Source organism: Thermococcus henrietii, assembly GCF_900198835.1.
In the GTDB taxonomy this organism is placed as follows: domain Archaea; phylum Methanobacteriota_B; class Thermococci; order Thermococcales; family Thermococcaceae; genus Thermococcus; species Thermococcus henrietii.
In genome coordinates, this window is record NZ_LT900021.1 from 2,003,252 (window position 1) to 2,028,556 (window position 25,305).

At 54.8% G+C, this 25,305-nt stretch carries 31 protein-coding genes; 10 read left to right on the forward strand and 21 right to left on the reverse strand.

Going from position 1 to position 25,305, the window contains the following annotated elements; genetic code table 11:
- Window positions 1-34: 34 nt before the first annotated feature.
- Window positions 35-1,201, forward strand: coding sequence for an MFS transporter (locus tag CS910_RS10885; protein ID WP_099211997.1), 1,167 nt, complete (start codon window positions 35-37; stop codon window positions 1,199-1,201).
- On the opposite strand, the gene CS910_RS10890 is transcribed toward CS910_RS10885, so the two are convergent.
- Complete coding sequence (locus CS910_RS10890; protein ID WP_099211999.1) at window positions 1,173-1,673, reverse strand: hypothetical protein; 501 nt, start codon at window positions 1,671-1,673, stop codon at window positions 1,173-1,175. The genes CS910_RS10885 and CS910_RS10890 overlap by 29 nt on opposite strands.
- A gap of 67 nt (window positions 1,674-1,740) precedes the next feature.
- On the opposite strand from CS910_RS10890, the gene CS910_RS10895 reads away from it, so the two are divergent.
- The 3 genes from CS910_RS10895 to CS910_RS10905 are packed head-to-tail and all read left to right on the forward strand — an operon-like array spanning window position 1,741 to window position 4,236.
- Window positions 1,741-2,544, forward strand: a complete 804-nt coding sequence (locus CS910_RS10895; RefSeq protein WP_099212001.1) for a GNAT family N-acetyltransferase — start codon at window positions 1,741-1,743, stop codon at window positions 2,542-2,544.
- A 13-nt stretch (window positions 2,545-2,557) separates the two neighbouring features.
- The gene (locus CS910_RS10900) at window positions 2,558-3,019 is read left to right on the forward strand and encodes a GNAT family N-acetyltransferase (RefSeq protein WP_099212003.1); all 462 of its coding nucleotides are present in this window, start codon (window positions 2,558-2,560) and stop codon (window positions 3,017-3,019) included.
- Between the two features lie 32 nt (window positions 3,020-3,051).
- A complete protein-coding gene (locus tag CS910_RS10905) occupies window positions 3,052-4,236 on the forward strand; it encodes an MFS transporter (protein WP_099212005.1) in 1,185 nt (394 codons plus the stop codon).
- Window positions 4,237-4,397: 161 nt separating this feature from the next.
- Here CS910_RS10905 and CS910_RS10910 read toward each other — a convergent pair whose 3' ends face one another.
- The 11 genes from CS910_RS10910 to CS910_RS10950 all read right to left on the reverse strand — a co-directional run bounded on the left by CS910_RS10910 (window position 4,398) and on the right by CS910_RS10950 (window position 11,405).
- Window positions 4,398-5,153: a nucleotidyltransferase domain-containing protein gene (locus CS910_RS10910; protein WP_099212007.1), complete on the reverse strand. Its 756-nt coding sequence runs from the start codon at window positions 5,151-5,153 to the stop codon at window positions 4,398-4,400.
- Window positions 5,154-5,159: 6 nt separating this feature from the next.
- Window positions 5,160-6,047, reverse strand: coding sequence for an ABC transporter ATP-binding protein (locus CS910_RS10915; protein ID WP_099212009.1), 888 nt, complete (start codon window positions 6,045-6,047; stop codon window positions 5,160-5,162).
- Between the two features lie 9 nt (window positions 6,048-6,056).
- On the reverse strand, window positions 6,057-6,224 hold the full coding sequence (locus CS910_RS11940) for a hypothetical protein (protein WP_158523840.1): 168 nt from the start codon (window positions 6,222-6,224) through the stop codon (window positions 6,057-6,059).
- 80 nt (window positions 6,225-6,304) lie between these two features.
- Window positions 6,305-6,736 carry a hypothetical protein gene (locus CS910_RS10920; RefSeq protein ID WP_099212011.1) on the reverse strand — a complete coding sequence of 144 codons (432 nt, stop codon included), beginning with the start codon at window positions 6,734-6,736 and terminating at the stop codon, window positions 6,305-6,307.
- Between the two features lie 126 nt (window positions 6,737-6,862).
- Window positions 6,863-7,573: a hypothetical protein gene (locus tag CS910_RS10925; RefSeq protein WP_197704283.1), complete on the reverse strand. Its 711-nt coding sequence runs from the start codon at window positions 7,571-7,573 to the stop codon at window positions 6,863-6,865.
- Window positions 7,566-8,411, reverse strand: a complete 846-nt coding sequence (locus CS910_RS10930; protein ID WP_223211985.1) for an ABC transporter ATP-binding protein — start codon at window positions 8,409-8,411, stop codon at window positions 7,566-7,568. The genes CS910_RS10925 and CS910_RS10930 overlap by 8 nt, the downstream gene beginning before the upstream one ends.
- Window positions 8,348-8,488, reverse strand: a complete 141-nt coding sequence (locus tag CS910_RS12095; RefSeq protein WP_223211963.1) for a hypothetical protein — start codon at window positions 8,486-8,488, stop codon at window positions 8,348-8,350. Before CS910_RS12095 ends, CS910_RS10930 begins: the two co-directional genes overlap by 64 nt.
- A gap of 494 nt (window positions 8,489-8,982) precedes the next feature.
- Complete coding sequence (locus tag CS910_RS10935) at window positions 8,983-9,651, reverse strand: hypothetical protein (RefSeq protein WP_099212013.1); 669 nt, start codon at window positions 9,649-9,651, stop codon at window positions 8,983-8,985.
- Between the two features lie 112 nt (window positions 9,652-9,763).
- Window positions 9,764-10,330, reverse strand: a complete 567-nt coding sequence (locus CS910_RS10940; RefSeq protein ID WP_099212015.1) for a nicotinamide-nucleotide adenylyltransferase — start codon at window positions 10,328-10,330, stop codon at window positions 9,764-9,766.
- A gap of 53 nt (window positions 10,331-10,383) precedes the next feature.
- Complete coding sequence (locus CS910_RS10945) at window positions 10,384-10,590, reverse strand: hypothetical protein (protein ID WP_099212017.1); 207 nt, start codon at window positions 10,588-10,590, stop codon at window positions 10,384-10,386.
- A gap of 44 nt (window positions 10,591-10,634) precedes the next feature.
- Complete coding sequence (locus tag CS910_RS10950) at window positions 10,635-11,405, reverse strand: SAM hydrolase/SAM-dependent halogenase family protein (RefSeq protein WP_099212019.1); 771 nt, start codon at window positions 11,403-11,405, stop codon at window positions 10,635-10,637.
- A gap of 49 nt (window positions 11,406-11,454) precedes the next feature.
- On the opposite strand from CS910_RS10950, the gene CS910_RS10955 reads away from it, so the two are divergent.
- From CS910_RS10955 to pgsA, 3 genes are read left to right on the forward strand one after another with little or no spacing between them, the layout of a single operon-like run.
- Window positions 11,455-13,059, forward strand: coding sequence for a transglutaminase domain-containing protein (locus CS910_RS10955; protein WP_099212021.1), 1,605 nt, complete (start codon window positions 11,455-11,457; stop codon window positions 13,057-13,059).
- Window positions 13,059-13,595 carry a tRNA (cytidine(56)-2'-O)-methyltransferase gene (locus tag CS910_RS10960; RefSeq protein ID WP_099212023.1) on the forward strand — a complete coding sequence of 179 codons (537 nt, stop codon included), beginning with the start codon at window positions 13,059-13,061 and terminating at the stop codon, window positions 13,593-13,595. Before CS910_RS10955 ends, CS910_RS10960 begins: the two co-directional genes overlap by 1 nt.
- A gap of 5 nt (window positions 13,596-13,600) precedes the next feature.
- Window positions 13,601-14,170 carry an archaetidylinositol phosphate synthase gene (gene pgsA / locus CS910_RS10965; protein ID WP_099212025.1) on the forward strand — a complete coding sequence of 190 codons (570 nt, stop codon included), beginning with the start codon at window positions 13,601-13,603 and terminating at the stop codon, window positions 14,168-14,170.
- A 70-nt stretch (window positions 14,171-14,240) separates the two neighbouring features.
- Here pgsA and CS910_RS10970 read toward each other — a convergent pair whose 3' ends face one another.
- Window positions 14,241-14,945: a TIGR02253 family HAD-type hydrolase gene (locus CS910_RS10970; protein ID WP_099212027.1), complete on the reverse strand. Its 705-nt coding sequence runs from the start codon at window positions 14,943-14,945 to the stop codon at window positions 14,241-14,243.
- A 142-nt stretch (window positions 14,946-15,087) separates the two neighbouring features.
- Between CS910_RS10970 and CS910_RS10975 the strand changes: the two genes are divergently transcribed.
- A complete protein-coding gene (locus CS910_RS10975; RefSeq protein ID WP_099212029.1) occupies window positions 15,088-15,378 on the forward strand; it encodes a hypothetical protein in 291 nt (96 codons plus the stop codon).
- Here CS910_RS10975 and CS910_RS10980 read toward each other — a convergent pair.
- Window positions 15,359-15,928: an ASCH domain-containing protein gene (locus CS910_RS10980; RefSeq protein ID WP_099212031.1), complete on the reverse strand. Its 570-nt coding sequence runs from the start codon at window positions 15,926-15,928 to the stop codon at window positions 15,359-15,361. The two genes, CS910_RS10975 and CS910_RS10980, sit on opposite strands and share 20 nt — an antisense overlap.
- Complete coding sequence (locus CS910_RS10985) at window positions 15,925-16,263, reverse strand: ASCH domain-containing protein (RefSeq protein ID WP_099212033.1); 339 nt, start codon at window positions 16,261-16,263, stop codon at window positions 15,925-15,927. Before CS910_RS10985 ends, CS910_RS10980 begins: the two co-directional genes overlap by 4 nt.
- Window positions 16,264-16,319: 56 nt before the next feature.
- Here CS910_RS10985 and CS910_RS10990 point away from each other — a divergent pair, with 56 nt between their 5' ends.
- Window positions 16,320-16,496, forward strand: a complete 177-nt coding sequence (locus CS910_RS10990; RefSeq protein WP_394346609.1) for a class III signal peptide-containing protein — start codon at window positions 16,320-16,322, stop codon at window positions 16,494-16,496.
- Window positions 16,497-16,505: 9 nt separating this feature from the next.
- The gene (locus tag CS910_RS10995; protein WP_099212035.1) at window positions 16,506-17,723 is read left to right on the forward strand and encodes an A24 family peptidase C-terminal domain-containing protein; all 1,218 of its coding nucleotides are present in this window, start codon (window positions 16,506-16,508) and stop codon (window positions 17,721-17,723) included.
- A gap of 135 nt (window positions 17,724-17,858) precedes the next feature.
- Here CS910_RS10995 and CS910_RS11000 read toward each other — a convergent pair whose 3' ends face one another.
- Genes CS910_RS11000 through CS910_RS11025 form a run of 6 tightly spaced genes read right to left on the reverse strand, consistent with a single transcriptional unit; the run spans window position 17,859 to window position 25,277 of the window.
- The gene (locus tag CS910_RS11000) at window positions 17,859-18,479 is read right to left on the reverse strand and encodes an HAD-IB family phosphatase (RefSeq protein WP_099212037.1); all 621 of its coding nucleotides are present in this window, start codon (window positions 18,477-18,479) and stop codon (window positions 17,859-17,861) included.
- Between the two features lie 39 nt (window positions 18,480-18,518).
- Window positions 18,519-19,169, reverse strand: coding sequence for a protein-L-isoaspartate(D-aspartate) O-methyltransferase (locus CS910_RS11005; protein ID WP_099212039.1), 651 nt, complete (start codon window positions 19,167-19,169; stop codon window positions 18,519-18,521).
- Window positions 19,170-19,210: 41 nt separating this feature from the next.
- Window positions 19,211-21,184, reverse strand: coding sequence for a COG1470 family protein (locus tag CS910_RS11010; protein ID WP_099212041.1), 1,974 nt, complete (start codon window positions 21,182-21,184; stop codon window positions 19,211-19,213).
- Window positions 21,181-22,926, reverse strand: a complete 1,746-nt coding sequence (gene flaJ, locus CS910_RS11015) for an archaellar assembly protein FlaJ (RefSeq protein WP_099212043.1) — start codon at window positions 22,924-22,926, stop codon at window positions 21,181-21,183. The genes CS910_RS11010 and flaJ overlap by 4 nt, the downstream gene beginning before the upstream one ends.
- Before the next feature lie 10 nt (window positions 22,927-22,936).
- Complete coding sequence (locus CS910_RS11020) at window positions 22,937-24,577, reverse strand: type II/IV secretion system ATPase subunit (RefSeq protein WP_099212045.1); 1,641 nt, start codon at window positions 24,575-24,577, stop codon at window positions 22,937-22,939.
- 1 nt (window position 24,578) lies between these two features.
- Entirely contained in the window at window positions 24,579-25,277 is a 699-nt protein-coding gene (locus CS910_RS11025) for an ATPase domain-containing protein (protein ID WP_099212047.1), read from the reverse strand.
- Between the last annotated feature and the right edge of the window lie 28 nt (window positions 25,278-25,305).

The following is a 25,305-nucleotide window of genomic DNA, read 5'->3' on the forward strand; positions in this document are numbered from 1 at the left end:
AATATCTTTTAAAACCCTCCCCCAAAGTCCGGCCATGAAGCGAACCCTTTACCACCTCCAGCTCCTCACGTCAGCCCTTAGAACAGCGGGAGACGCCATCGAGAGCGTTGCCCTGCCCTGGGGCATCCTCCAGAACACCGGCTCGCTCCTCAGCATCGGCAGCTTCGCCCTCTTCTCCCACCTGCCCTGGGTTATCCTCCCGCCCCTCCTCGGAAGGGCGCTCGACAGGACGGCCAAGAAGGTCAGGCTGGCCTTCCTCGCGCTCATCCTCCAGTCTACTCTCGCGGTCCTTATAATTCCACTCTCATCGAACGTCACTGCGTTCTACCTCATCGTCTCCGGAATCTCCGCCCTCGACATCCTCCACCGCTACTATGGCTTCTCGCTGGTTGCTTCGATGACCCTCGACCCGTCGGAGCTCCAAAGCCTCAACGCAAAACTCGCCACCGTTGGAAACGCCGTTTCGCTGGTGGCTTTCCCGCTTGCCGGCTTTCTGTCATACCACTTTGGGATAAGAGCAATGCTCCTCGATGCGGTTCTCCTTCTCACCGGTGCGCTCGCGCTGGTTCCCTATCTTAATGTTGAGGTGAGAGGGAAGAGCAGGGAACCCCCGCTGGAGAGCTCCAGTGGGAGGGTAACCATTGAGAGACGGCTCGTCATCGGAGTTCTCGCCTCCGTGCTCCTCTTCAACTTCGCCCTCGGCTCGTTCAGGATTTTCATCTTCGCATCGCTGAGGAAGCTGAGCGCGGGGGAGTTCTTCTACGGCCTCCTGCAGTCGCTCACTACGGGTGGGAGCCTTATCGCCGTCGTGATTATTGCCCTTCTCGCAAAAAAGAGTGGCGTTGGTCTCAAGAGGCCGTTGATGGCTGGGATGCTCCTCCAGAGCATCGCGCTCCTCATCGTGGGCATTCCAGAGGTTATAGCGCTGTTCCCCGCGGTTCTGATCCTGGGCTTTGGCGGGGAGCTCCTCAACGTCTCGTTCGACAGCCTGATGCAGAGGTTCATTTCCCCGGAGAGCCTCGGGACCGCGAGGGGTCTCTTCGACGCCCTCGCGACGCTGGTCATCCCGCTGTCGCAACTGACGTTCGCGTGGTTGATTGGGAGGGCGACATGGCTGAACCTTCCGGTCGGTGCCTTCCTCCTTGGGGTTCTCGCGCTGGGAACCCTCGCGTTCACCACGAGAGGCCTTTCGTTAGGTTGACCAGCCGGTCCGTCTGGCTTCCGCTCAAACTGCCCTTCAGCTCCGCTTTGTAGGCCTCTGAAAAGGAGCTACCGAGGGCAACGAGGGCATCGACGTTTTTGAGGAGGAGCCCCCTCGGCTCTCCGCTGTTTCTCACGTGGCTGAAGAAAACCGCGAGGTTTGACGCGGCAACGTGGAGATTCCGGTAGCTTTCATCTCCCGTGAGTTCGTAGAGAGACTCGGAAGCCTCGCTGAGGGCCAGCGCGCAGTAGGCGTACCTTCCGGCGCGCTCCTTCAGCAGACTCGCGCTCGCGTTGTACTCAATCGCCGTCTTAAAGGCCCCCATGTCGCTCAGACAGAAGAGGGATGACGCTGATATCGAGAGCAGGGCGGATTCCGAGTCCTTCACCTCAACGCTCTTTCTGTGGTAGGCGTATCCGAAGAAGGTGGAAACGAGAAGGAGAGCGAGGATGACCGCCAAGAGGCGCTTCATTAACACCACCGGACGTAGTTGAGAAAGGGCCTTAAAAGGTTTCCCAAACTTAAGGACGGTGGGGTTCATGCTCATACGCGAGGCAAGGCCGGAGGATAGACCGTTCATTGAGGAGATAGCGAGGCTGACCTGGGACGGCGAGGACTACCTAGCGCGGGTCTTCGACGAGTGGCTCGGCGACAACTTCTACGTGCTCGAACTCGATGGCAGAGTCATCGGGACGGCAAAACTAACCGTTCTGCCCGGAAAGGTCGGCTGGCTCGAGGGGCTGAGAGTCCACCCGGAATACAGGGGCAGGGGCTATGGGAGGCTTTTGCACGACTTCCTGCTCGAACTCGGCGAGAGACTCGCGGAGGAAGGCAAAATCGGGGCCCTTAAGTTCGCGACCTACTTCCTCAACCGCGGGAGCGTCTCGATGGCACAAAAGACCGGCTTTCATGTGAAGGCGAAGTTCTTCGTCTTCGGGGCGAAAACCGAGGGATTCCAGCCGGAGAAGCCCGAGAAAATCGAGCCGGAGCTGAGCGACCTGACCCTCGGCCTCATTCCGGTCGGCTGGCGCTTCGTGGGGAGGAGCGAAGAGGCTTTAGAGTGGATTCGGGAAAACGCCCACTTTTACGACTTCAACGGCTTCCGCTTCCTCGTCTCGAAGAAGGGAGCGACGTTCACGCCCCTCGACGTCGGCCTGGCCACGCTTAAGGCTATGCTCCCCGCCATAGCGTGGGTCGCCGAGGAGCGCGGGAGGGAGAGCTTCGACGTTATGCTCCCGAGCGGGATCAAGCCGCTCCTGCCCGGACTCAGAAGGCTCGGGCTTACCCTCTGGGACGAGACTGAGGAGCCGAACGTTCTGGTCTTCAGGAAGAGGCTGGTTTAGGTGGCGGAGGGTAATGTGGATTAAACCCCTTCAAACTGAAAATGAGAGGGAGAGCTGTCTCGAAATAGCCAGAGCTTTGCCGGAGTGGTTCAACGAGGCCGGCCTTAGGGCTATCGGGCGGGACTTAAAGACAGAGAAGACCTTCGTTGCCGTTGAGGGAAGCGACGTCCTCGGCTTCGTAACCGTAAAGCCCCTCAATGAAAAGGCCCTCGAAATCCTCTGGATGGCCGTTAAGAGGGAGCTGAGAGGCCAGGGGATTGGAACCAGACTGGTCGAGTTCGTTGAGGAGTGGGCGAGGGAAAGATGCTTCGAGCTACTCGTCGTCAAGACGTCGGGTGATTTGAGCTACAGGCCCTACGACGAGACGAGGCGCTTCTACGAGCGGAGGGGCTTCGTGAGAATCGCGCTGATTGACCAGTATCCCGAGTGGAACGAGCCGGCGCTGATTTACGCCAAGTGTCCGAGAAACGTTTAAAAATTTCCGTTGTAATCTGAAAGGGGCTTCAAATGCGCTGGAGCGAGATTCCCCGCGACGCCAAAGCCTACATGCTCTACCACACGCTCATCGCTCCCGGCCTGATAGTCTGGATACTCTTCCCTCTCTACCTCATGGAGACCGGCTACTCAATCTTAGAGGTCGGGGCGTTCTTTACGGCGGTCAACATAATCGCGATTCCTCTAACTTACCTCTTCGGCCGGCTCTTCAACCGCTGGGACATCAAGAAGGGCCTCATCGCGATAGATGTCCTCGACGGCATCGCCTACGTTTTGTACGGCCTCGCGAAGGGAGCTATGGCTCCGCTGATGCTCTTCGCAGGGAGGACAATCGAGAAGCTCTCAACGGTTCTCTACCCCCTCTATCGAGCTTACGAGCAGGTAATCTACCCGGAGGACAAGTACGAGGAAATCTTCGCCTGGCATCTCCGCCTTCCCGAGATATCAAGGTTGATTACATTTCCGATTATGGGTTACATCCTCGGCTACGTCTATCCTGGGCCGGAGAGCTACCGATGGGCGTTTCTGCTCTTCGGTCTCTTCTCGGCCGTCACGGTAGCGTACATCTGGCGGTTCCTTCCCTCCGTTGGCCGGGAGGAGCGGATAACGCCGGAGGGCTTCACCTTCAAGGCAGGCGAGTTCAAGGTCCTCCTCGCATTTGAAGCGTTGCTCACACTCGCCTGGTCCTTAGCTCCTGAAATCGTGCTGATTAACTACGTCGTCTTCGTGCTCCATAAAACGGTCTTTGAGGTGACGCTGATAGCCTGTGCGAGCAGTCTGGCCTCAATAATAGGAACCTACGCGAGCGAGAGGGTTCCAAAGGGGAGGGGCTTCCAGGCGATAGGGGCCGGCATGCTGATTAACGCCTTCTACGCGCTGGTGATGGCCCTCTCGCCACCCTTCTGGCTCGCTCTCATCGTCTACGCGGTCGGCGAATTCGGGGGCACATTCTGGTTCCCCTTCTACCGCTCCTGGATGTTCAAACTCATTCCAAAGGAGAAGGCCAGCGAGTTCCACTCGGCGATATCAAGCTACCGGAAGCTCCTCGCCCTCTTCACTCCCTTCGTTGCGGGAGCGCTGGCGAGCATTCACGCTACACTGCCCTACGCGGCGAGCTTCGGGCTGTTCCTTCTGGCCGGGACGATGTTCTGGTGGCTGGCGCGCGGAACTCTAAAGAGAGAGCCCAAAACCAATTGACGCCGTTTATCATGAGAGCTCTAATCTTAGAGCAAGAGTTGGAACTTTAGGGTCCCACTTTCTTATGTTCTTGGTACCTTAATTTTACCTCATCGGGGATTTTAGAGGAGCCGTCAGACGAAACCTTGCACTGGCGGGATATGGAACCAGATGCTAAATCGCTAAATCTTAACCCGAGTTCTCAGCCTCCAGCCGTCTATGTTGAAACCGCCCATCTTCTCAAGGACGTGGGTTATCAAAGCCTCGGCGTTCCCGGTTCTGACGTCTTCAATGGCCCTGAGGAAGAGGGCAACGAATTCATCATCTGGAAAATTTGGAAAGAGATAAGCCCTTCTGAAGGCCCCGTCGCTGAAGAGCCGATAAACTTTGTCCGCAGGGGGTATCTCGGCCTCCAAAAACCAGGCGTAGGACTCAAGCGCTCTCCTCAGAGCCAGATGGTAGAGGTAAGCGTAGCTCGGGTCTCCCCTCTCCTCGGCATCCTTCAGGCTATCGAGGGCGTCCCAGAGGAAGTACTTGGCCAGCTCGACTTTCACCGGGTCTGGCTTTGGAAACGGCTTCCTCATGTACTCCTCGGCCTCGGCCCGGAGGGCCTCTGCGATACCCCTCTTGTCGAAGAGGACTTTTCCGGTTAGGATTATCCTCGCGGTGCTCCTGCTGTTCTGGGCCAGCTCCTCCTCGAGGTACCGCCTTATCTGCCTTACAGGATTCGCAAAATATTCAATCAAAAAGCCGTCCACGAAAACGTTTCCCCTCTCCCGCCAGCCCACTTCATCGGAGAGGATAATGTAAACGTCCACGTCCGAGCGGGAAGTTTGAAGACTGAGGGCGTAGCTTCCAGTGAGGATAGCGGTCTCAACGACCTCGCTTTCTTCCCAGGGCTTGAGGAACTTTCCGAGGGCGACTTCCCAGGGACGCACCCCAAATCACCCCTCGTGGAGCCTCGCGTAGACCTCCTCAAGGCTTGGCTCCGTCCGTTTAATCTCATCAACCCTCAGGCCGGCTTTCACAAGGAGGGCGTTCACCTCCGACGGCTCGGCGTTCTTCAGGGCTATGTAACCATTCACGACCTTTGGGGAATAGCCCTTCTCCCGGAGAACCGCGATGGCCCTCTCAACATCGGCCACCTTCACGAGGACGGCCTCTTCCGTCGGCGCGCTCCTCCTGAACTCCTCCAGGCTCCCTGAGAAGAGAACCCGTCCTTCGCGGATTACCGTCACGGTGTCGCAGACCTCATCGACGTCGCTGAGGATGTGCGTCGAGAAAACGATGGAGGCGTCGTTCTTCCTTGCGTACTCCCTCAGGAACCGCTTGAACCTCAGCCTCCACTCGGGGTCGAGGCCCCTCGTCGGCTCGTCGAGGATTAGAACCGCGGGGCTTCCGAGGAATGCACGCGCTATCGCGACCCTCCTCTGCGTCCCGCTGGAGAGGGAAGAAGCCTTTTTGCCTGTGTATTCGCGGAGTTCGAAGAAGTCGAAGAGTTCTCCAAGCTCCTTCTCGTCGTAAACCCCCTTCAGCAGGGCGTAGCGCCTGAGGTTGTCGAGGACGGTGATGTTTGGATAGAGGAGGTCGTACTCCGGGAGGTATCCAATTCTCGCCCTCACCTCCGGGTTCTTGAGCGGGTTGACGCCGAGCACCTCAACCCTGCCAGAGTCCGGGACGAGGAGACCGAGAACCAGCCGGAAGGTCGTTGTCTTGCCGGCCCCGTTGTGGCCGAGGTAGGCGTGGATTTGGCCCGGCTTTACGGTCAAGCTTACCCCGCGGAGGACTTCCTTTCCCTTTATGAACTTCCGGACGTTCTCAAGGACTATCATGGAATCACCTCACACCAGTACCATCCTCTCAGCGAGCTCCTCTCCAGAGGTGTGGATGATTAAGTAAGAGATAATTAACGCCCCCGCCGACAGCAGGAGCGATAACACCAGTGCGGTTTCCAGCGAGAGGCCAACTCCGAAGTACTTGGGGATGTACATTGGCCCAAAGAAAGCCACGAAGAAGATTATAGACTTCGCTATATCAAGGTACTTTGACTGAAAGAGGAGCGTTATCAGGATTATGAGGAACGTAAAGCTTAGGAGGGGGAAATTGAAACCAGAATCCCAAAGAACATTGTTGTTAAGGGTATTGAATTGCCAGCATGCCCGACGAGGAAGCATCCCGCGGCACTCCCCAGTGCAATTCCCGCGATTCCGATAACGAAGCTCGCGAGGGTCTTAAGTAGCATGAGTTGAACGGGGCTAATGGGGAGACCTAGAAGCATCTCATGGATTCCGAGGAGTTTTTCTCTGACAACTGGACCGCTGAAGAAGAGGGAAATCATAACCGCGATTGAAACGCTTGAGATTCCAACGATGGCATCGCTCGTAAGGGGAGTCCAGCTCGTGAAGAGGTAAATCACCGCCACCAACCCGGGAATCCAGATGAGATTGAATCCAACTTGTTTTGCAGTGTACTTAACTTCGTACGTAACTTCCTCAATGAGCCGGGCTAGTGCCAATTTCATTTTCTCACCTCTATGAATTCCTTCCATACTGGGCAAGAGTTTGGAGCGATATTGAGAGATCTAACCACAGCGCGGCACATAGTGCACGCTCCTTTTAGGGAACAATCTCCTCATGGCTCATTTAATCTAAAAGGGTTTTTCTAGCATGTAGGGGTTTCTCAGCTGTTTGTCTGCATAGATGCACAACAAAATAGTTAAAACCACAGAGACTGCTAGAGATACCATGGAAAGTTTTTCAAGTGCCAAAGACGCCCTCAGAACGTTTAGAAGATGAGTCACTGGATTCAACAGCAATATTTTGGAGGATGATTTGTAATATGCAGGTGAAAGTAGTGTTAATATCCAGGGCAGAATACTTGTGAATGCCTGAACCTTATATGGGTTCCTGATTGTCGTTCCCAAAACTATTGCCATACTTCCGAGCTCTCCAGCAATTAATGCAAGTGATATCAAGAGAAGCGGGATGTTAATGGCGCGGGAATATTTAATAAGCAGGAGTAGAGCAATAAGTGTCTGGGGCATCCCCAAGAGAACATATGTTAAAAACATTGATAATATAACTTTTTTAATACTCACAGGCAAGGTTGAATACAGCTCTAAAAACCTAGGTTCAAATACTGTACTGACTCTAATTGACAGCATCAGCAACAACACCCCAACAAAAGATATTACTATAAATCCCGAAATGAGATATGCCTTTAAGGTGTCTGGGGCACCCTTTGAATTTATGAGGATAAGCGCCAGAAAGGACAAAGGCACTACAAGTAGACTTACAATTATCTGCAGCATGTAAATCCTCATGCCCTTAAGTTCCATTGAGATCAGAGCTCTAATCATTATTTTTCCCTCCAATAAGCGTCATTATTGCTTTTTCGAATGACGGAGAATCAACCTCCAGATATTCAATCCCCGAAGTCTTCAAAATGTGTTGAATAGCATTTAAAGCACTTTCAAGATCTTCAAAAGCCATTTCATAAATGTTTCCTCTTTTTTCATATACGATGCTAAACTCTTCTAAAAGGTGCTTAAAATCTTGGGTCTCCTGAGGAATCAGTCTTATCTCTGTTGGCGTTTTTAATAGCTTTGAAATCTCCCCGGGTGTTCCACTTGCAACAATTCTTCCGTTGGTTATAACATAGATTCTATCACAAATTTTCTTTACCTCATTTAGGTCATGGCTTGCTAAAAGAACTCCTTCCCTTCTGTTTTTCTGTATGGTTTCCCATATCCGGAACTTGGTATTTATGTCGACCATGCTCGTTGGTTCATCTAAAATTAAAAGCTGCGGTTCTTGTATTAGTGCCATAGATAAGAGAAGGGATTTCATCATCCCCCCTGAAAGCTGGTAACCGTAAAATTTTCTCGCTGAGTCAAGGTTTGTTAATTTCAAAACACTGTTTAGTCTTTTTTCAAGTTCTTTTTTATTTCTAATCCCTTTCATAAGCAAAATATAGTGTAGGATTTCCTCGACAGTTAGGGAAGGGTAATATAAAGGGTATTGGGGAACATACCCAACAATTCCCCTAATTTTTTCTGGTTTCTCTGAAACGTTAATTCCCATAACTTCTATCTTACCTCTTGTTGGCTTTAAAAGTCCCAGAATCTGTCGTATCAGGGTGGTTTTCCTGCTCCTTTTGGTCCGATTAAGCCTACTATTTCCCCTTTTCTTACAAATATTGCTATATTATCATTAGCTTTTTTGCCATTTGGATAAATTTTAGTGAGATTTTGGATATTAATAACCTCCTTCATTGTATTGCCTCCAGCTGCCTTTTGTACTTTGAATTAACATATATCTTCAAAAACTTTTGAAGATCTCTGAAGTGCTCAATGTTGCATACACCTTTAAAATCATTCATAATTCCCATCCATTTGCATCCCCCGTAGCACACCGGGGCAAATTTACATGTATTAACACAGGTAGGTTCAAAGTTTATTAATTTGTACCATCTTGGGTTCGTTATTATCAGCTTTCCATCGGGGGATATTTTGATCCTCTGGCATACCTATTACCTCCTTTCTTTTTTGCTATGCCTCATTGTTGCCCCGACATATTTTTTGAGAAATGTTTATACTTAAGCTTTTCTTAAACTGAGGGTTAATAATATAGAGTTAGTATATTCTCAAAAAAAAAGTAACTCTCAAAAGCCCCACTTCAAAAATACCAATTCAGAAATACTGAGAATGTAAAATTTTATAACTCTCAATAGTCCCACCGATTTTAGGGTTATCAAACATCGAAAGCGTCACACCAGCACCATCCTCTCGGCGAGGCGGTCGCCCAGGGACCTCACGATTGTGAGTGAGGGAATTGAAATCCCAGCCGAGATGGCAAGGGACAATACGAGGGCGAGCTTCAAGGACAGAACGTTCCCGAAGTATCGCGGGACGTAGAGGGGAACGATGAACGCCACGAAACCCACGGCAACTTTCACGGCGCTGAACCACGCGGACTGGAAGAGGAGCGTCGTTAGAATCACGAAGAAAGTGAAGGTGAAGAGCAGGGGCATTGAAATCAGCAGACCGGAGAACATGAGGGTCAACGGAATGTGAGCCCCGCTGTGCCAGGCGAGAAACAGTCCGACGAAGCTTCCCAGGAGGATTCCAGTCACTTCAATGACGAACCCGGCAAGCGTTTTGAGTAGAAGGAGGCGCGTGGGAGGAAACGGGAGCGAGAGAAGGAGCTCGTGAATGCCAAGGAGTTTCTCCCGGAAAACCGCCCCACTGAAGAAGAGCGGGAACATTATGGCGAGCGAAACGCTCGCAAGGCCGACGATTGTCCCGCTCGAAACTGGAAACCAGCTAGACAGCCAGTAGATTGTCGCCGTTACCCAGGGGATGGAAATAAGGTTAAGCCCTACCTGCTTCGCGGTGTACTTGACCTCCTCGCGGAGCTGGGTGAGTGTCAAAGCCACAGTCTCACCTGCCCGAAAAGATGTGCTGAATTTCACGTTTGTCAATCGTGTTTTGTCCGGGAAGAGTTAAAAGATTAACCCTCCAGTAGAGAAAACAGAAAGGGAGAACTGGTCAGAACTCCGGAATCCTTATCGGCGCCTGCAACTCTTTCTCGTTCTTCTCAAGGTTGGTCGCGAGCATTCTGATTCTCTCGCAACCCTTGATTTCCCGAATGAACTCGGCGACGCTCCTCGGCACCAAATCCTCCCATGGCTTCCCCTCGACCATGCGCTTCCTTATCTCCGTCGCCGAGAGGATATCCTTCCTGAACATCGGCTGAACGATGACCTCGTAGCCTTTCTCGCGGAAGAGCTGTGCAACCAGAGAGTTCCCGGTGAAGACGACGTCGAAGCGGGGCACCATGCTAACCACATAGGTCGCCCAGATGGCGTTGAAGTTGATGTCCGGGAGCGGAATCAGGTAGTAGCGCTTCTTTGGGAACTCCGCCTCATCGAGGGCCCTTATCAGCATCTCCATCCTCTCGCTCGTCGTGAAGGGGTTCTTGAGCGTGTGGCTAGCCTGAGCGCTTCCGATTCCGATGATGACCTCGTCCACCTGCGAGAAGACGAACTCCAGAGCCTTCATGTGCCCGTTGTGGACGGGCTGGAAACGACCGACGAAGAGACCGCGTTTGACCATGCAACCACCTCGTTCAACCTTTTTGAACAACCCGTTCAGTTTCGCCGAACGAATCACGGAAAGAAGAAGAGCTCCTCATAGGCCTCAAGCCTCATTTCCTTGGCGGATTTATTGGTTGGCATCATACCAAAGACATCGTCAACGGTAACCTTAGGCTTCTCGGACAAACGCCTCAATCCCCTTACCAGTGCATCCAGTTCCTTCTCAAAAATCTCCTCAAGGCCCTCGGGAATTAGGACCTTAATCTTTATCTCCTCCATTTTCTCACCAGATACCTTTTGTTTTTGCAGTTGATAACATTTTCTCAGAGCAGCCTCACCCTGACCTCATCCCCAACCTTCAGGCCGAGCTTTTCAGCGGCGCTCCCCCGGTTGACGGCAATCTCGAGGTAGTCGTGGCTTCCCGGAAGTGCAAGCAGTTCTCCGGGCTTCACGTAGCCGTAGGCATCTCTGTAGGGAATCCTCAGCCCAAAGTCTGGGAGCTCAACCGCCTTCGGCCTTCCGTAGTTCTCAAGGTTGAGGATGACGTTGCCAAAGTCGTCCACGTAGATTACCTTGAGCAGCCAGAGGTCGCCTTCCCTTCTTGCCTCGACGTCGAGCTTGATGAGAGAATCGAGCGGAATCTCTTCCGCGAACTCCTCTGGAGAAACCCCCCTCTCTATGAGCGCGCCGGCCGGCCCAAAGACGTCCCTGCCGTGGAAGGTAGAGCTTATCCTCCAGCCGGTGAAGCGCTTAATCCTCTCAAAGTCTATCTCCCAGGCGCGTCTCGGGTTTATGTGCTTGAGCGGAAGCGTTGCCAGCCCGTTGTCCGGAACAACCAGCCACTGGTCGCCTTCGATGATTACCGCCTTCCTCTCGGTCCCGACGCCAGGGTCTATGACGCCAACGTGAACCGTTCCGGGAGGAGAGTACTTAACCACCTGCTCCATGATGAAGGAGCCCTCGATTATCGAGTGTCTCGTCACCGCGTGGGTGACGTCGACGAGTTTGGCGTTCGGGTTGACGCGGAGCATCGCGACCTTCATCTCGCCGACGTAGGGACCTTTGAGCCCGAAGTCCGTCGTCAGCGTTATCATTCGCACCACCTAAAGCTTATTAACGGTTCGAGCTTTAAAGGGTTTGGAGATGAAGGTGAGGAGAGAAGCCCTCGTTTTAAGTATCGTCATGATAATCTTCGCATCGGGATGCCTTGTAAGACAGCCCGCCAAGGTAACGTTCTCGATAGACAAAACCGTTGTTCAGCCGGGTGGTACAATCCACCTAATCGTGACGATAAACAATACGGGCAAGGTTGGATTGGTCGGCGCCACGCTTATCCTGGGCAACGACAACTTTCAAATCGTGCAGACCCCAACGTTCCCCTCGGTTCTTAAGGTCGGCCAGTCGGTTCAGCTCATATGGATACTCCGGGCCCCATCTAGGCCCGGCAAGTACTCCCTTCCCGTGTCCCTAGAGCTAAGGGACGAATTGAAGAGAACCTGGACCGGCTTCTACGGCCACTTCATGGTGGTCGTCTCGAAGAGCGGAACGCCCGCACCGGGCATAAACATCACGGTAAACGCCCCCGACACCGTTAGGGGTGGGGAGAACTTCCCGGTCACCGTTGAGATATCCAACAACTACGATTCGGCCATAACCCTCGTTTCGGTATCGCTCAGGCTGCTCCCGGGGATGCGCGTCTTGAGCTCACCGACCGTACCAACCCAGCTCTCCCCCCACCAGAACGTCACGCTGACCTACGCCGTCTCCGCCCCGTACGCGTACAGAAGTGGCCTCGCCTCGGTGGTCGTCGAGTACATAGCTGATAACGTGAGGGAGAGCATGGTGAAGAGCTTCAACGTGACGGTTCTGTGGCAACCGTGGAAGGCCAAAGAAAGCACCCTAAAGGCCGCCTATGGAAAGTACTACGCTTTCGTAACGTCTCGCTACATAGTGGACGCCTACTGGAATGAAAAATTCAAATCGACATCCCATTTCAACCCCGAGGACCTGAAACCCAAGGCCCTCTCCATAATTCACGGGGCAAAATCCGCATCCGATGCGGGAGTACAGTTGTACGACTGGATTCTGTCAAGCTACTACCTCAACAACTACACGACAACACTGCAACCGAGCGAGATATTGAACAGGACTGAGATAAGCTACGCTGAGGCCCAGATTCTAATGACCGCGATGCTCCGCTCCCTGAACATACCGGCGAGGGTAGTCAGCCTCTTCAACGGAACGGACTGCACGATTGACCCAATCACCGAGTTCTACACGGGCGGCGGATGGTACGTGGCAGATTTCCGCCACGGCTTCATAGGAACCCTCGACGAATACCTGGCAAGCCCGTACTTCCCGAGAATTTATCAGCGGGTTACCGTCGATGGATACCGCATAGTCGCCCAGGACCCCACTAAGCTGAGGGGACACGAACACGTAGACGTCACCGACCAGTTCCTGAACGATTTAGAGGACAGGCTCACGAACGTCGTCATGAGCAGGCTAAAACCACAGCTCCGCTCAAAGCTTGACCTCGTACTCGCGGGAATGCCGCCGTCGGAACAGCTCTACGCCCTCTTCGTATTCGCGTCTGCGCCAAACGAGGCGAGCCTGAACGAAATCTTCGAGACGTGGAGTGTAAAGAGGATACAGGAAAATATAAAAGCCCTCTACGAGTTCTACCACAACCTACCCTGGAAGGACGACTTCACTTACTACTGGAGGGTCTTCACGGGTGAGGTGTGATGATAGCGGTGCTAAGACTCGGTCATAGGCCGGAGAGGGATAAGCGAATCACAACGCACGTGGCCCTGACGGCGAGGGCATTCGGAGCCGATAAAATCATAATCTCGGCGGAGGAAGACGAGCACGTTAAGGAGAGCGTCGAGGACGTCGTGAGGCGCTGGGGCGGGCCGTTCGAGATAACCTTTGACCCCAGCTGGAAGAAAATCCTGAGGGAGTGGCGCGAGAAGGGCGTTATAGTCCACCTGACGATGTACGGGGTGCACATAGACGACGCGATGCCAAAGCTTAAGGAGGAGCTGAGGGCAGGAAAGGACTTCCTCATCGTCGTCGGCGCCGAGAAGGTTCCGAGAGACGTTTACGAGCTGGCCCACTACAACGTGGCAGTTGGCAACCAGCCCCACAGCGAGGTGGCGGCGCTGGCGGTTTTCCTCGACAGGCTTCTTGACGGTGATGGCCTGAGGAGGGAATTCGAGGGAGCGAAGCTCAAAATAATTCCGCAGGAGAGGGGGAAGAAGGTAATCCAGCTCGACGGGTGAAGGAAATGGTCCTCAACAGGTATCGAGAGAACGTCAGGGGCTACCTCGAGGCTATAGTTAAACCCCTCGCGAGGGCAGGGCTGACGCCGAACGCGGTTACTGTGATAGGCCTTCTCATGAGTCTCCTCGCGGCCTACCTCTACTACCTCCACGAGCCGAGGTTAGCAGCTTTAACCCTCCTGATAGGTTCTCTCATTGACGCCCTCGACGGAACTTTAGCGAGGCTGACAGGGAAGACGAGCCGCTTCGGGGCCTTCCTCGACTCAACCTTCGACAGGATAAGCGACGGCGCGGTGCTCTTAGGAATAGCGCTCGGAAGTCTCGTCGACTGGCGCGTTGCCTTCCTAACGTTCATGGGAAGCTACTTGGTGAGCTACGAGCGCTGTAGGGCCGAACTGGCCGGCTCCGGAAAGCTCGCAGTGGGGATAGCAGAGAGGGCGGAGAGGCTGATAATCCTGATGGCTTTCTCGTTCCTCGGAATTAACTACGTCAAGTACGGCGTCTACATAGTCGGAATACTCGCGTGGATAACCGTCGTCCAGAGGTTTTACGCCGCCTACCAGCGGCTGAAGTGAAGAAGAGGGGAATGACGAAAATTTCGCTATCTGAGGCTCCGATGAAGAGCCCTGCCGTTGCCGACCCCCATCATTTTTCCATCAGACCCTTCACGATTTCAACGACGTCGCTGAGTTTCAAAACGACGAAGTCGCAGTTGCCCCAGAGCTCCCTCTTCTCGGCCTTCGGGTCGAGGAGGACGCTCGTCATGCCGACGTTCTTGGCTCCGACGCAGTCTTTCCTCGGGTTGTCGCCGACGTAGAGGGCCTCCTCCGGCTTTACACCCGCCTTTTCAAGGGCCAGCTGGAAGGGCCTCGGGTGGGGCTTGAAGTAGCCGGCTTCCTCGCTGGTGGTTATCGAGTCGAAGAGGTCGTAGATTCCGAGTGCTTTTAGGTGGCTCTCGATGTAGTCGTTGTCCGAGTCGGTTATGATTCCCACGTGGAGGCCAAGCGCCTTGAGCGCCTCAATCGTCTCCACCGCATCGGGGAAGAGTTCACCGTATTTGGCGTGCATCTCGAGGCTGATTTCCCAGAATTCCTCGGGAACGCTGAAGCCGTATTTTTCAGCGACGCGCCTTAAAGCTTCCGTATCGACCTCACGGATTTTCCTCGCCTCTTTACCGGCCAGCTCGCTGAAGAGCTTCGAGCTTTCCTCCTCGTAGGCCCTCCAGACTTCCTCGGCGTCAAGGTCGGCGTTGGCCCTCCTGAGGACCTCGCGGATTATGTTGAGGTGCGTCACGTTTTCGCCGTCCTTCGTTATGAGCGTCCCGACGAAGTCGAAGAAGACCGCCTTCATTTTCACCACCGTTTTTAGGTTCCATAAGGGCGTTAAAACGCTTCCCGCCGAGAAGACGAATTTCACCCGAAAATATTTCGAAGGGTTGTAGGTTTGACGGAAAAAGCTGAGAAAGGCTTTTATCGTAGGACAACCCCCTTTTATGGCGGAGGTGAGGAAAATCGAGGCGGTACTCCTCGTCTGGGGCGTTAGGGACGAGGTTTTGGAGAAGCTCCCCGTGAGCGGCCAGTGGCTCTACGGGGAGTACGACTTCATAGCCAAGGTGGACTTCGCAGACGAGAAGGAGATGGAGGAGTTTGAGAAGACCCTCAGGCGCCTCATCAACGGTAACACCTTCAAGCTCATGCCGGTTAAGCTCTCGGCCGTTAAGAGGGAGGTCGAAGGGGAGGAGACGATAGCGCTCCTCGAGAGCGTTAAAGCTTCGGCCCCATGATTCCTTTCTTCTTCAGCTCCTCGTAGGCCCTCCTGAGGGCGTCCCTTATCAGGTAGCGCTTGTTTAGACCACCGAGCCTGTAGGCGGCTTTCCTGAGGCTTCCCGTTTTGAGGAAAAGCTCTATCAGCTTCCTGTCCTCTTCGGGCAGGTCGAGGTACTTTAACGCCTTCTCGGCTATCTCAACCGGCAGGTTTCCCTCGTAGGCGTAGTCCGAGCTCATAACCGGTTTGTCAAACTTCTCCACGAGGCGGAAGACTATCACGTGGGCCCTGGAGTCGTCGTTTACGTACTTGTAGTGCTCCTTCAAAGCCCTAATCAGCTCCTCCCTGCTCGAGAAGCCGTCGAGGAGTGCATCTTCATCTGTGAGCTCCTTCACAGTTTTGCTCTCAACCCTCTCGATTACGGCCTTTCCAAGGGCGTAGCCGCCGGCGTGGATTAGAACCGTGTCCCCCTCCCTGAGGTTCGGTTTTCTGCCCAGTCTCACCGTCGCCCTCTTCTTCCCCTTCAGTATCGCATCAGCATAGCGACCATCGAACTCGAGGTGCTTCATCGCCCCTCACCGATGAGCTTGAACTTTATGGCGATAACACCGTAGCGGTTCTCCTTCCACTTGGGGTAGAGGTTGTGGAACCTCTTTACCGCCCTCTCAAAGCTCGGCTCGTCGGGAAAGATTTTCTTTATCGGCTCCTGCCGGAGAACCTGTCTAAATGTCTCGTAGCGCTTGACCTCGGTAACAACGGCCGGAACCGAGTCGTTGAAGATGAGCTTGTCCCCGGGCTGAATTTTCCTGAGTTGCGGGTAAGCGACGCGGACCTCTATCCTCTTCTGGCCGGACTTTATGAAGTCCAGGTACTCATCCCTGACGAACAGTCTGTAAACCTTCATCTCCGCTCCCGAAAAAAGTTCGGGGAAACTTTTAAAGGCTTTGGGGCGTAACCTTATTGGGAGGGACCATGAGAAGGGCTCAAACTGCGCTGGAGTACCTGTTCATGCTGGCCGCGGTTCTCGTGCTCGTCCTCGTAGCCACGAGGGTCATCTTCAACTCAATGAAAGACCTCAACAGGAACGTCAACAACTACGTTGACAGCGTCAGGAAACAGCTCCTCGAAAACCTGTGAGGTGAAAGTATGGAAACGGTTCCACTTCTGGTTGGGCTAGTTATGGGTTTGGTCACCTCGTACACCGACCTGAAGACCGGCTTCATCTTCGACAACCACGTCTCGGTTCTTTTAGCGCTCATCGGAAAGTTCCTCGGCTGGGATGAGGGCGAAGAGGAGGTTCCCCTCTCGAAGTGGCTCGTCAAACTGCCGGTTCCGGCCGTTGAAATTGGAATCCTCTACTATCTTTACAAGGGACTGAGTGAGGGCAGCGTTTTGGTTGCCCTCTCAGGAATAATAGCCCTAGTCGTTGGGCTGATTCTCGGTCTGCTCCTATTCTACATCGGGGCATGGGCGAGCGGCGACGCGGTTATACTGGCCGGCTTCTCCGCGCTCCTGCCGTACCCGCCCGACACAGCCAAAATAACCGCCCCCTACTACCTCCACTACCCGCTCTACCCAATAGCAATCCTCCTCAACGGCCTCATCGCAGTGTTCCCGTTCATCTTCATCTACGCCTTTGGCGTCATAATCCTGAGGAAGCGCTTCTCGGAGCTCAGAGAGATATTCGTCTCGGGAGCGGGCCTCACCGTGGAGCTGTCCCTCTGGATTATGGGCGCCTTCGGCGTTCGGGTAATCCTCGAGAAAGGTCTCGGTCTCTCACTGAACCCCGTCGTCGGCTGGCTCCTCGCGATAGTTCTCATAACGGTCTTCGGCATGCTGAGAAAGGTCGGGGACGTTGTTGGAGCGCTCGTCCTGGCGTATCTCGTCTACCTATCACCAGAGAGCACGATTTTCGCCTTCTTAAGGCTCCTCGCGTTTCTCTATGCCTTCAAGGTGTTCCTGGCACTCGTCAAGTTCATAAGGCGGGAGGTGCTCGTGGAGGAGGTGCCGGTTGAGGAGCTGAGGGAGTGGGACATACTGGGAGAAACAGTCTTCGAGAAGGACGGAGAAATCGGACGCGACAGAACCGACCCCTTCGAGAGGCTCAAGGTCGCACTCCTGAAGGCGGACCTTTCGCTCCTCAAGCCGGACCACGGGAAGGTCATAGCATCACCAACGGCAGAGGGACTAACGAAGGAGCAGATTGAGGAACTCAAGAGACTCGTGGAGGAAGGAAAGCTGGAGAACAGGTTCCTTAGAAAGAAGGCGATGCCCTTCGCCCCGGCGATATTCCTCGGCTTCCTGATAAGCTACTTCATCGGCGACCTGTTCTGGCTCCTCGAGCTCAAGTTGATGGGCCTTTAAAGTTTTAAGGCCTTCCCCCAATTTTCCACCGGCCCGGCGCCCGCCCTCCCTGGGGAATCGTGAACCGGGGGTTCCGGTCGGGCCGACAGGGGGATGACGAGCTTTTGCTTTGCCGAGCGGTGAGGAGCACGCCCTTCACCGACCCCCTATTAAGCCCTCGATTATCTCCTGCACTTCCCTCAGGCTCTCGACGACGTGGTCGCCCTCAACACCCTCGTGCGGGTTTATCGCTATCGCCACGTCTGCCTCGCGGAACATGCTAAGGTCGTTGAAGCCGTCGCCAACGGCCACCGTCAGCTCTGGCTTAAGCTCCTCCTTGAGCCTTCTGAGTATCGCGCCCTTCCCCTCGAAGTCCACAGCGGGAACGACGCCGGCAACTTTTCCGTCCTTGAAGACCAGCTCGTTGGCGAAAACGTAGTCCGCCTTAAGCTCCCTCGCGACCCTTCCGGCCAGGCACATCAGCCCGCTCGAGAGGAGGGCTATTTTGAAGCCGTTCTCGCGCAGAAAGTCCATCAGCTCAAAGGCGTAGTCGTTGTACTCAACCGAGTCCGCCCACTCGAGGATTTCTTCCTTTTTTCTGCCGAGCCAGAGGGAAGCGTCCAGCTCCGCCCACTTCGCGTAGTCTATCTTTCCGGCAAAGAACAGCTCCGCGTACTCCTTCCCCTTCTCCCACGTGCCGAACTTCTTGTGGAGCTCAACCCAGCTCGAGCGCGCCTTTACGAGGGTTCCCTCGACGTCGAAAGCTATGAGCCTCATTCTATCACCGGGTTATGAAGAGGGACCGAACTTAAAAGCCTACTCCCTCCAGCCGTGTTCCCCGATGAGGGGCACGAAGGCAACGCCCCCGTGGTTCTTCACCTTAATCGAGCCGTCTTCGAGCTTGATTACCTCAAGCAAATCCTGCCAGAGGTGGTAGCTTCCGACGGGGATTATGAGCTTTCCGCCGGGCTTGAGCTGTTCCACCAAGGGCTTCGGTATGTCCGGCGCTCCAGCGGTTACGATTATCCTGTCGTAGGGAGCCTTCGGCGGGAAGCCGAGCGTCCCGTCGCCGGGAATCACGTGAACGTTTTTCACGCCGGCCCTTTCAAGGTTCCTTCTCGCAAACTCAACAAGCTCTGGAATTCTCTCGACGGTGTAGACGTCGGTCTTGACGAGCTCCGAGATGAGAGAAGCGTTCCACCCGCTCCCTGTTCCTATTTCGAGGACGTTCATGCCGGGTTTGAGTTCGGCCAGCTCAAGCATTATCGCGACCATGTGGGGGGCGCTTACCGTCTGCCCGGCCGGAATCGGCAGCGGCTCGTCGAGGTGGGCGTACTTCCGGTATTTCCCCTCAACGAAGAGGTAGCGGGGATACTTTAGAAAGGCCCGTCTAACGGCTTCGCTCCTTATTATTCCCTCGCGAACGAGGTTCTCAACCGTCCTTCTCCACAGCTCGTCAAGGTTCATGCAGACCCCCTGCGAAGGTTAGGAAGAAGGGAATAAAAGGGTCACGACGACCTGGCCTGATACCAGGCTATCGCTATTATCGCACCGGCACCGATGAGGGACCCAAGGACCAGCCAGATTAACTTTGTCCTGAGCGGTGTGTAGGGGACGCTTGAGGTGGTCGTTGAGGTTACGGTCTTCGTTTTGTACTCGGTTTTGGTAACCGTGACTTCCTTCCCCGGAACCGTGGACGTTGTGACCGTGCCGTTGCAGGGGGCCGAGACCGTTACAACGCCCCCCTTCGGAGTACTCACGTTCAACGTTATGGAGGTCGTGTTCAGGAGGCCGGTCAGCGATGAAACCCGGGCGGTGATTTTTGCCGTTCCGTTGACGTATGGGACAACGTTCAGTTTGAGCTTTCTGACCTCCCCCGGCTTCAGCTCGACCGCGAGGAGAACGCTGCCGTTCACAACCTTGAGCCCCGACGACGACTCGACCGCGAGGCCCGCGGGAATCCTGACGCTCACGTTCGCGGGAACCTTAACGTTGCCAGTGTTCCTAACGGTCACCACGAGGGGGAACGCCGACCCGACTTCTGCCTTGGGGGGAGCTGAGAGGGCAATCGAATACGCGAGGGCAGACGTTCTAACCCTCACCGCGGGGTCGTTGGAGGTGAAGTGGAGCACCGTACAGTGGCTGCAGGCAAGCTCGAAGGGCGCCAGCGCAACGGCCGTGGCCGTGCCGAGCTTAAGCGTCCCCCCCTTCATTGGAAGGACCCGGAGGTGTAGGACGAGCGTTTTGTTGGGTGGCAGTGAGGCTATCTCAAAGCTGTCGCTTCCCAGAACCCGGAAGCCCGCTCCTGGACTGAAAACCACGGAGATGTGCGACAGGGGAACCGTTCCTGTGTTCATCAGCGTCAGGTTCACGTTCATAGGCACGTACTGGCGGCCCTCCCCAACTTTCAGGGTCATGAGGAGGTTGGCGGTTTTGGTTACGTTCGGAAACTCGGACGGGTTCAGGAAGCCGTAGAACGTAGCCGTTCCATCAGAGGCAACTGAATCGAGCGCGATGACGACGCCGCCGTAGTAGAGAACGGCCGATATCGTGGAGTTCGTGAGCTTCGCTCCGGTAATCTTCTGCCCGCAGTTGTTCATGAGCTCAACTTGGGCGGAAGAGGAGAACGGGTAGAGGTACTTGAAGAGGTACGGCCCCACGTTCCTCGTCTGGCCGGGCTGGAGGGAGAACTCGAAGTCTGGAACTGTTTTGACGGCAAGGGAAGCCCCTATGAAGTTCACGGTTACGTCGGCGTAGCTTGAACACGCGACGCAGGACTCGGACGTGGAGTTCGTGACGACGACCAAATCTTTCACATCGACGTGGAAAACCCCCACGTCCGCTTTCTCGCCCGCCGTCAGTGTGTAGTTCTTTCCATCCACGTTGAAGAGAAGCTTCTTAACGAGGGTTCCAGTCGAGTTCTCAACCCATGCCTTCTCGAACACGAGGTAGTGGCCATCAACGTGAATCTCCTCCCCGACCTTTAGGTAACCGTTAAAGACCTCTGGGTAAGCGGATACGGTAACGGAAACGTGGCCGACCTTGAAGCTGGAAGCCGTAAAATCCTTCTCAGTCCCTAGGTAGTACGCCCTTATCGTTGCTCCGTTTGGACCAACGGCGATGACCTGGAAGCGGTAGTATCCAAGGGTGACCGACTCCCCCACGGTCAGGTTCAGGAAGTCAAAGCCGACCAGAACTGCCATCTTAGAGCCAACGAAGGCCTTGTAGTAGTGGAGCACGACGTTGCCGACCTTGAACTCGGAGCCGGGTCTTAAGGCAAAGTCGCCGTAGTAGGTACCGTTAACGAAGGCCCTCCCCAGGAGCTCGCCAGTCAGGGATACGTCTTCAAAATGGAGCGTGACGTTGTTGGCGGAGACCGTTCCCGGGACGTAGACCCACCCGCTGAAGGATGACGCGCTGGCCCCGTGGAGCGTTACGAGGAACGCGAGCATGAGGAGTGAGAACAGAACGACCCGCTTCATGGAATCACCCCCGCGAGGCTTAGAAGGTATGCCACCATCTGACCGCTCGCCCCACCCGCGCCCACGTTCATCATCTTGGCCATGAGGCTCTGGCCGAGGTACATTCCAACCGCGAATATCCATGCCAGTATGACGAAGTACCTTGAGGAGCCGAGGATGTGCCCGCCATCGGCGAGCTTGATAACCATGCTGGCGAGCAGGGAGTGAAGGACCATCAGGACGAGCATTATGTACGTTAGGAACGCCATCCCCGAGGGAGGAATCACGTGAATGAGGTTGCCGATGTAGTTGTTGGCGACGTTTAAGTTCATCCCGGAGAACATCTTGCTTATCGAGACCGCAACCTGGAACGATGCAGCGAGGGAGAACGCGAAGGCACCGGTTAGACCGTAGATTATGCCTATGAAGCTCGCTATGCTCTGCTGTCTCTTCCTCCTGAGGCGGACGAGCCTCTCAAAGTTCCTGCTGATGATAAGGCCAACGTAATCCGGCTCCGCACCCATCCTGAGGCTCTCGCGGAATATCTCTGAGAATATACCGATTAACCAGCTCCCCGTTCCGGCTATGAAGAAGTCCCAGGCCCTGTCCCTGTCAACACGGATGGCGAGCCTTCTGTACAGTGCCTTAATGTCGTCCGTGAGCGAACCGAAGTCGTGGGCGCTGAGGTACTTCAGGACGAGCACGAGTGAGGCACCGCTCGCGGCAAGGGACGAGCTCAGACTCCTAATGAAGGCCGGAAAGTTCTCGTCCTTCCTGAATATGGACTTCTCCTCCTTATCCACAACCCGCCCGAGGTAATAGAGGGGGGTCAGGATTAGCGCGAGGGCGAAGGGAGAAGGCAGGGCAAAGCGGGGCTTTATGATGAGCACGTACACCAGCGCCGTAATGACCATTGCAATGAGAGAGTAAATCGCGGCGCGCTTTATACGCTCCCTGCGCGGGTCCTTTATCCCCCTGCTGTCCGCCCATATCGGGTCCTCGGGCATTCTGAACTTGACGACGAGCAGGATTCCCAGCTCGGCCGCGAGGGTCATGGCAACGGCGTAGAGGCCCATCCTGCCGATGTCCATACCGGTGATTATTGGACCGATGATAACGAACGAGGCTATGAAGACGACCGAGATGATGATTGACTCGTAAATCTCCTTGAAGATGTCGAGGTCGTAGAGGGCGCCTTCATAGAAGGTTTGATAGTCGTCCATGACCGTCTGCTGCTCCTGGAAGAGGTACTCCTTCAGGTCGACACCGCTGTCGAGGGAGTAAGCCAGCCTGTCAAGGAAGTCGGCGAACATCTGGCTCGGAGTTCTCCTAGCGAGGAAGCGGAACGCTTCCGGCATCGAAAGGTGGAGCTTGTTGACGATTGTGTGAACCTTCTTGAGCTCGCCGGCTATTGCACCGAGCTTCGGGTCCTGGGCGAGGATTCTTATGAGGTCGGAACGGCCCATCTCACTCGTTGAGAGCACCGCGAAGTACGTGATGAAGTAGGGCATCTTCGAGTTGATTGAAATCTTTTTGGAATCTGCCACGATGTAGGGGTAAACGGCCGCGTAGATGAGGAGGATAAGAGGAATCATGAAGAGGAGAACTTTAATGCCAGTTGGGACTGGAAAAAGCCTTGAGATTAGCCCAACGACGATGAACAGAACCGCGGAAATACCCAGGTAGGGCAGCAGGACCTTCCTGAGGTACGCCTCCATGTTTAGGTCGGCCTTTGTGAAGATGCTGATTTTCTCGTCGGCCATTGCCATCACCTCAGACCCTGAAGCTGAGGCCCTCGAGACCCCTGAGGTAGAAGGCCTTGATTTCCTTGTAGACGTCCCAGTAGTTGGTTATGCCGAGCTCGACCATCCTCTGGAGAATTCTCGCGCGCAGGAAGAGCTCATTGTAGATGTCCTTGGGGTCTTCGTAGCCGGCAATCTCGGCTATCTTCCTCTCAAGGATGTAGGAGTTGTTGAAACCCCTGAAGATGTGCTTGTCCGCAACGGGGTCCCACTCGAAGACGTTCCTCGTCGCAACTCCTCCGAGCTCCTCGTAGTAGCCCTCAATCTCGACGACACTCACCGTTCTCCTCAGGAACTTACCCCTGACGTAGACCGCCTGCTGGAAGACCGCTATGTTGAGGTTGTCAATGAAGGTTATCGGGACGTTTATCGGATGGCCGGTGAAACGCTGTATCATCTTCTTGATGTCGCCCGCGTGGAAGGTGCTCATGACAGGGTGACCGGTCTGCATTGCCTGGAACGCGATGGCACCCTCGGCACCACGAATCTCACCGACGATGATGTAGTTCGGCCTCGAACGCAGGGCCGCCTTGAGGAGGTCGAACAGGGTAACACGGCTCTCCTCGGGACCGCGCTCACGCGTGATGAGCCTCTGCCAGACGGGGTGGGGAACCTGAACCTCCGGCGTATCCTCAGCGGTGAATATCTTCGAACCGGGCTTGATGAAGGGAATAATCGAGTTGAGGAGGGTGGTCTTACCGGAAGCCGTCTCACCACAGACGAAGACGCTCATACCGTACTCGAGGGCTATCCAGAGGTAGGCGGCGACCTCGGCACTCAGCGTTCCCCACGCTATCAGCTGGGTGATGCTTATCGGCGTCGCCGAGAACTTACGGATTGTCGCGCTCGGACCCTTGATGGAGATGTCCGGCGAGTAGATTATGTTTATACGCGAACCGTCTGGCAGGGCACCGTCAACTATCGGGTTCCTGTCGCTGACGGGCCTTCCAATGCGCTCGGCTATGTTCTTGAAGTAGTCCGCGAGCTTCACGTCGTCGCCGAAGCTTATGTTGGTCTGCATCATCTCGAATATCTTGTGGACGAGGGAGATGTTGTTGGCGCCGATGATGTGGATATCCTCTATGTACGGGTCCCTCGCGAGGGGCTCAAGGGGACCTATACCTATGATGTCTCTCTTGATGAGGTAGCGGAACTTCTCCATCTCCTCCTTGGTGATGACGAAGCCCTTTCCCTTTCCGAGCCCCTTCCTACCCCCAGACTTTACAAGGCCGAGGACTGCTTCATCGAAGAGTGCATCGAGGAATCTCTCGAACTCCTCCTGCTCCTCAGGGATGTCCCGGGTCGGAGCTATCTCAAGGATTTTGTCGCGAATCATGTTGTACTTCTCTTCCTCCTCCCTGCTCTCTATCCTTGGCTCGATGACTATGTAGCGCTTTTCGGCGGTAGCCGGGTCGGCGTAGATGTGGATGAATATCGGGTCTCCCACCGGGTAGATGATGTTGGGGTACATTATGTCCTTCATGTCCCTGCTGAGCTGGGCGTAGAACTCCGGCATCTTGCCGTACTTCTTTCTAAACTGGTCAATGTACTTGCGAAGGTGGGGGTTCCTCGCCATTGCCTCCTCAAGGGTGTCGCTGACCACCTGCGCCATATCACACCACCGCCGCTATCTCTACTATCAGCCCCACCTTCGGCTCGACGCGGAAGGGTATAATCTTCTGGAAGACACCCTTGGCGTTGTTGTACTTGACTATCGTCGCCGAGTTCTTCAAATCCCCACCGAAGACCTTCACGCTCAGCCTCAGGAGCATCGTGGCCGCTTCTTCAAGGACGAAGAGAGAGTCGCGGTCAATTTCCTCGGTGTTCGCGGTGAGTATAATCACCTTGTCCAGGGAAGCCATCTTCTTCACGTAGAGGAGGAAGTCCCTAACGGCGGAAGGGTCCTGCTCGCGCGAGAGGAGGGATGAGAATGAATCGATTATCATTATATCCGGTTCCCAGAGGCGGGGCTCACCGAAAAGCCTGCTCAGGAACTTCCTCTTCTCACTCACACCGCTCAGGAGGGGGTAAAGGGAGACGAATATGAGCTTCTTCCTGATTAGAAAGGGGATAACGCTGTACCCGAGGGACTCCATCTGCTTTATGTACTCAACGGTGGTGTACTGGCTTGAGATGTAGCTCGCGGTGTAGCCGTTCATGAGGAACCCGTAGAGGAGCCTCTGGACGAAGATGGATTTACCGCTACCCCTGTCGCCTTCGACGAGCATTATTGTTCCAGCGGGGATTCCGCCGCCGAGACGCCTGTGGAGCTCGTCGCCCTTGAGCTCTATCTTGAGCAGTTCCTCGACCAAGGTGACCACCGCCTAGACAGTAGTTATC

What these genes read in the sequence shown, in the direction of transcription:
- CS910_RS10895 (WP_099212001.1), top strand. Translation starts at nt 1,741, where the DNA reads ATGCTCATACGCGAGGCAAGGCCGGAGGATAGACCGTTCATTGAGGAG.
- CS910_RS10890 (WP_099211999.1), bottom strand. Translation starts at nt 1,673, where the DNA reads ATGAAGCGCCTCTTGGCGGTCATCCTCGCTCTCCTTCTCGTTTCCACC.
- CS910_RS11000 (WP_099212037.1), bottom strand. Translation starts at nt 18,479, where the DNA reads ATGAGGCTCATAGCTTTCGACGTCGAGGGAACCCTCGTAAAGGCGCGC.
- flaJ (WP_099212043.1), bottom strand. Translation starts at nt 22,926, where the DNA reads ATGGCCGACGAGAAAATCAGCATCTTCACAAAGGCCGACCTAAACATG.
- CS910_RS10970 (WP_099212027.1), bottom strand. Translation starts at nt 14,945, where the DNA reads ATGAAGGCGGTCTTCTTCGACTTCGTCGGGACGCTCATAACGAAGGAC.
- CS910_RS10885 (WP_099211997.1), top strand. Translation starts at nt 35, where the DNA reads ATGAAGCGAACCCTTTACCACCTCCAGCTCCTCACGTCAGCCCTTAGA.
- CS910_RS10945 (WP_099212017.1), bottom strand. Translation starts at nt 10,590, where the DNA reads ATGGAGGAGATAAAGATTAAGGTCCTAATTCCCGAGGGCCTTGAGGAG.
- CS910_RS10900 (WP_099212003.1), top strand. Translation starts at nt 2,558, where the DNA reads ATGTGGATTAAACCCCTTCAAACTGAAAATGAGAGGGAGAGCTGTCTC.
- pgsA (WP_099212025.1), top strand. Translation starts at nt 13,601, where the DNA reads ATGGTCCTCAACAGGTATCGAGAGAACGTCAGGGGCTACCTCGAGGCT.
- CS910_RS10915 (WP_099212009.1), bottom strand. Translation starts at nt 6,047, where the DNA reads ATGATAGTCCTTGAGAACGTCCGGAAGTTCATAAAGGGAAAGGAAGTC.
- CS910_RS10975 (WP_099212029.1), top strand. Translation starts at nt 15,088, where the DNA reads ATGGCGGAGGTGAGGAAAATCGAGGCGGTACTCCTCGTCTGGGGCGTT.
- CS910_RS10980 (WP_099212031.1), bottom strand. Translation starts at nt 15,928, where the DNA reads ATGAAGCACCTCGAGTTCGATGGTCGCTATGCTGATGCGATACTGAAG.
- CS910_RS11020 (WP_099212045.1), bottom strand. Translation starts at nt 24,577, where the DNA reads ATGGCGCAGGTGGTCAGCGACACCCTTGAGGAGGCAATGGCGAGGAAC.
- CS910_RS10960 (WP_099212023.1), top strand. Translation starts at nt 13,059, where the DNA reads ATGATAGCGGTGCTAAGACTCGGTCATAGGCCGGAGAGGGATAAGCGA.
- CS910_RS10920 (WP_099212011.1), bottom strand. Translation starts at nt 6,736, where the DNA reads ATGAAATTGGCACTAGCCCGGCTCATTGAGGAAGTTACGTACGAAGTT.
- CS910_RS10985 (WP_099212033.1), bottom strand. Translation starts at nt 16,263, where the DNA reads ATGAAGGTTTACAGACTGTTCGTCAGGGATGAGTACCTGGACTTCATA.
- CS910_RS10955 (WP_099212021.1), top strand. Translation starts at nt 11,455, where the DNA reads ATGAAGGTGAGGAGAGAAGCCCTCGTTTTAAGTATCGTCATGATAATC.
- CS910_RS10940 (WP_099212015.1), bottom strand. Translation starts at nt 10,330, where the DNA reads ATGGTCAAACGCGGTCTCTTCGTCGGTCGTTTCCAGCCCGTCCACAAC.
- CS910_RS10925 (WP_197704283.1), bottom strand. Translation starts at nt 7,573, where the DNA reads ATGATTAGAGCTCTGATCTCAATGGAACTTAAGGGCATGAGGATTTAC.
- CS910_RS11005 (WP_099212039.1), bottom strand. Translation starts at nt 19,169, where the DNA reads ATGAACCTTGACGAGCTGTGGAGAAGGACGGTTGAGAACCTCGTTCGC.
- CS910_RS10995 (WP_099212035.1), top strand. Translation starts at nt 16,506, where the DNA reads ATGGAAACGGTTCCACTTCTGGTTGGGCTAGTTATGGGTTTGGTCACC.
- CS910_RS12095 (WP_223211963.1), bottom strand. Translation starts at nt 8,488, where the DNA reads ATGAAGGAGGTTATTAATATCCAAAATCTCACTAAAATTTATCCAAAT.
- CS910_RS11010 (WP_099212041.1), bottom strand. Translation starts at nt 21,184, where the DNA reads ATGAAGCGGGTCGTTCTGTTCTCACTCCTCATGCTCGCGTTCCTCGTA.
- CS910_RS10905 (WP_099212005.1), top strand. Translation starts at nt 3,052, where the DNA reads ATGCGCTGGAGCGAGATTCCCCGCGACGCCAAAGCCTACATGCTCTAC.
- CS910_RS10950 (WP_099212019.1), bottom strand. Translation starts at nt 11,405, where the DNA reads ATGATAACGCTGACGACGGACTTCGGGCTCAAAGGTCCCTACGTCGGC.